2 protein-coding genes and 3 pseudogenes are annotated in these 3,669 nt (G+C 66.4%); all 5 read left to right on the top strand.

The annotated features are described in order from the left end of the window. Window positions 1-310: pseudogene (locus Q4G24_RS16450) on the top strand (hypothetical protein); the annotation flags it as partial. Continuing rightward, on the top strand, window positions 310-798 hold the full coding sequence (locus tag Q4G24_RS16445) for a DUF6362 family protein (RefSeq protein WP_303367616.1): 489 nt from the start codon (window positions 310-312) through the stop codon (window positions 796-798). The pseudogene Q4G24_RS16450 and the gene Q4G24_RS16445, both read left to right, overlap by 1 nt. A 525-nt stretch (window positions 799-1,323) precedes the next feature. After that, window positions 1,324-2,559, top strand: a complete 1,236-nt coding sequence (locus Q4G24_RS16440) for a site-specific DNA-methyltransferase (protein ID WP_303367615.1) — start codon at window positions 1,324-1,326, stop codon at window positions 2,557-2,559. A 1-nt stretch (window position 2,560) separates the two neighbouring features. After that, window positions 2,561-3,070: pseudogene (locus tag Q4G24_RS16435) on the top strand (DNA cytosine methyltransferase); the annotation flags it as partial. Window positions 3,071-3,281: 211 nt separating this feature from the next. Further along, a pseudogene (locus Q4G24_RS16430) lies at window positions 3,282-3,669 on the top strand (hypothetical protein); the annotation flags it as partial.

The following is a 3,669-nucleotide window of genomic DNA, read 5'->3' as shown; positions in this document are numbered from 1 at the left end:
CCCAAGGACTCTTGTTATGAACGAGGGACGAACGGGGGGCAGGTCAGCATCAATTCCGGCAACACCTCCTGCGGGAAGCGGGGTTGCGCCTGCGGCCTCGGCAGCGCCCGGTGCAGCGGTCGGAACCACGCCCGCTACACCCGGCAACGACCCTGTCCTACGCTTCCACGCCGATTGGGTGAACGGGGACAGATACCTGCCCCAGAATGCGATCTCAAACCGCATGGCGGCGGCGCTGCTGAAGGCCGGACTGGTCAGCCGGGAGCGGATGCAGGCGCGGGGTGTGCCCTTCGTGGATGGAGGCCGTTGATGCGCAAACTCTTCACGCCCCGCAATATCGAGGATCGCTTCGAGGAGGCCGCGCTGACGCTGCGCCGCTTGCCCAATCCGCCGGGGTCCGGCCCGAGGGGCTATGGGCGCAGCTGGCCGGAATACGTTCAGGAGGCAAAGCATGCCTATGGCTGGCACGAGGCGCGGATGCGGGTGGTGCCCAACCCCGCCGAGATCCAGCGGATGGAAGAGTGCCTGACCTGGCTGCGCTGGCTGGAGCCCGACGATGCCCGGATCGTCTGGATGCGGGCCGAGGGTTGCCGCTGGAAGCAGGTTTGTTACCGCGTTGGCGTGGTGCGGCAGACCGCGTGGCGGAGATGGGCTGCGGCGCTGGTCACGGTCGCCAACCATCTGAACAAACAGAAGAAACGCCCTCCGAATCAGGGCGCCTCTCGTTCCGCGCCGCAAAACTCTGCGGATGAACCCGCCGCCAAACCGGACAAACCCGGCGCGGGAACGCTGCTGTGACGGGGCCGATGCGTTGAACTTCTGGCGCGACAAAACGCGGGGTTTTGGGGCAGTTTATCCCTAAGATGGCCAGAGGTGAGGGCAGGCGCTGACCGCCGATCCGGGCAAGGATTTGCGACCTTCACCACGCAAGCCCCTTACCCGGATCACCCAGCCCGAGGTCATCCGACTGCGCCGGTCAGAGTATTATCCGAACGAAAGATTATTGCTCTGCCGCGCCAGAACGACCGCCGCCGAGGCCAGCAGTTGCTTTGGTCAGAACGACGATCTGGACAGAAATATTGTGCCAGCCACCCACGGTTGAGGGGCGAAACCCGAGGCGACCCCAGCCCGCCCCCGGCTTTGGTTCCTCCCCGCAAGCGTTGCTATGCGGGGGGCAGAGGCCCGCAAGCCCCCTACGTGAAAAGGTTTTTTCTGGGTTCGCGCCTTGGGTGCGCAGGTGTGCGGCCCGCCAATCTAACACCAGCCGGGCGTTTTGCGCCCGGCTTTTTCATAACCCGGCACTGTCGCACAGAAAGGACCGCCATGCAGATCGAGACGATGCCGCCCGCGCGGCTGGTGCCTTACGCTCGCAATGCCCGCACCCATTCTGACGCGCAGATCGCCCAGATCGCCGCCTCGATCCGCGCGTTCGGTTTTACCAACCCGATCCTGATCGGCAGCGATGATATCATCATCGCGGGCCATGGCCGGCTGATGGCTGCGCAGCAGCTGGGTCTCAGCGAAGTGCCGGTCATCGTGCTGGGCCATCTGAACGAGCCGCAGCGCCGGGCCTTGGTTATCGCGGACAACAAGCTGGCCGAGAATGCGGGCTGGGACGAGGAATTGCTGCGGCTGGAACTCTCTGCCTTGCAGGATGATTTTGACTTTGACCTCGACGTCATCGGTTTCTCTGATGCCGAACTCGAGGCGCTGCTGGGTGCCACGCCTGCGGATATGACCACCGATGGCGAGGATAATATCCCCGACACGCCCACCGATCCGATCAGCCGCCCCGGTGATTTGTGGATCATGGGTCGCCACCGGCTGATCTGCGGCGACAGCACGGTGGCCACGGATGTGGACCGCGCCTTGGGCGGCATCACACCGCATCTGATGGTCACCGACCCGCCTTATGGCGTCGCCTATGACCCCGCCTGGCGCAACAAGGCGGGCGCGTCCTCGACCCGCCGCACCGGCAAGGTGCTGAATGATGACCGGGCCGACTGGCGCGAGGCCTGGGCGCTGTTTCCGGGCGACATCGCCTATGTCTGGCACGGCGCGCTGCACGCGGCGACGGTTGCCGCAAGCCTTGAGGTCAACGGTTTCGCCATCCGCGCGCAGATCATCTGGGCCAAGGACCGGCTGATCCTCAGCCGCGGCGACTATCACTGGCAGCATGAACCCTGCTGGTATGCCGTGCGCAAGACCGGCAAGGGTCACTGGGCGGGGGATCGCAAACAGACAACGCTCTGGCGGATCGCCAACCGCGATCAGGACGCGGAAACGGTGCATGGCACGCAAAAGCCGGTCGAATGCATGCGCCGCCCGATCCTGAACAATTCCAGCCCCGGACAGGCGGTCTATGAGCCGTTCATGGGTTCCGGCACCACGCTGATCGCGGCGGAAAGCTGCGGACGGATTTGTCTGGGGCTGGAACTGAACCCGGCCTATGTCGACGTGGCCGTGGACCGCTGGCAGCAGTTCACCGGCGAGGCGGCAGTGTTGGAGGGCGATGGGCGGACATTCGATGAGGTGAAAGCCGAGCGGAGCGAGGCATGACATGGCTCTACCTCCCACCGGACTGCCTGCCACCGAAGTGCCGAACGCCCGCCTCCTCGGCCTCTCGCTCTGCTCCGGCGCGGGCGGGATCGACCTTGGCCTCATGCTCGCCCTCGGCGGAGACGGCGGTCCCGGATATCGAACTGTGGGCCATGTCGAACGGGAAACCTACGCTGCGGCCATTCTCGTGGCGCGGATGGCGGATGCGGCCCTGGATCAAGCTCCTGTCTGGGACGATGTTGCCACATTCGACGGCCGAGCGTGGCGCGGCTGCGTGGATATCCTCTCTGCGGGCTACCCCTGCCAGCCGTTCAGCGTCGCGGGCAAACGGCGCGGCGCGGATGATCCCCGCCATCTCTGGCCCCATATCGCCCGGATCATCGCGGAATGCGACCCGCCCTTCGTCTTTCTGGAAAATGTCGCCCATCATCTGCGCCTCGGCTTTCCCGAGGTCGCCGGCGGATTGGTCGGCATGGGTTACCGGCTTGCGGCAGGATTGTTTACGGCGGCGGAAGTCGGTGCGCCGCACCGGCGCGAGCGGCTGTTCATCCTCGCTGCCCGCGACGGGGATGCATTGGCCGACCCCGCGCGCCTGCTCGGGCATCCGCTCCAGCGGGGGCAACCGCACGGAGCTGCTGCGGCTCTGGCCGACCCCAAGGGCCAGTGCCAACGAGAACCGGCAGACAAAACCCACGCCCTCGCAGGCGGCGGGTCGGCACGGGATGAATCTGGCGACCGAGGCCGCGCTCTGGCCAACGCCGCAGACCGACAGCTTCCGCAGCCGGGGCGGTGCGCGTCGGAACGAGGCGGGGCTGGACAGGCTGGCGCGGGACTGGCCGACGCCGATGGCCACGGATGGAGCAAAGCCGAGCGGCGGCACCCGTCGCAATGCCGATCTGACAGCGGCGGCGGGAATGTGGATGACACCGACAGCGCGCGATCACAAGGACGGGGCGACCTCGCTGGTGAACACGCCGGTGAACGGGCTGCTTGGCCGCCAGGTCCTGGCGACGCCGCTGGCTGGCAGCGTTTCCTGCGAGACGCGCCGGAGCTTGAACCCGCTGTTCGTCGAGGCGCTGATGGGCTGGCCCACCGGGTGGACCGCCTTCG

The sequence above is a fragment of the Paracoccus sp. (in: a-proteobacteria) genome (genome assembly GCF_030538695.1).
In the GTDB taxonomy this organism is placed as follows: Bacteria; Pseudomonadota; Alphaproteobacteria; order Rhodobacterales; family Rhodobacteraceae; genus Paracoccus.
The sequence above is the reverse complement of the archived record's forward strand: the minus strand, read 5'-3'. Positions and strand labels throughout refer to the sequence as shown.

Excerpts from the sequence above, each read along its gene's own strand:
- Q4G24_RS16440 (WP_303367615.1), top strand. The coding sequence starts at position 1,324 with ATGCAGATCGAGACGATGCCGCCCGCGCGGCTGGTGCCTTACGCTCGC.
- Q4G24_RS16445 (WP_303367616.1), top strand. The coding sequence starts at position 310 with ATGCGCAAACTCTTCACGCCCCGCAATATCGAGGATCGCTTCGAGGAG.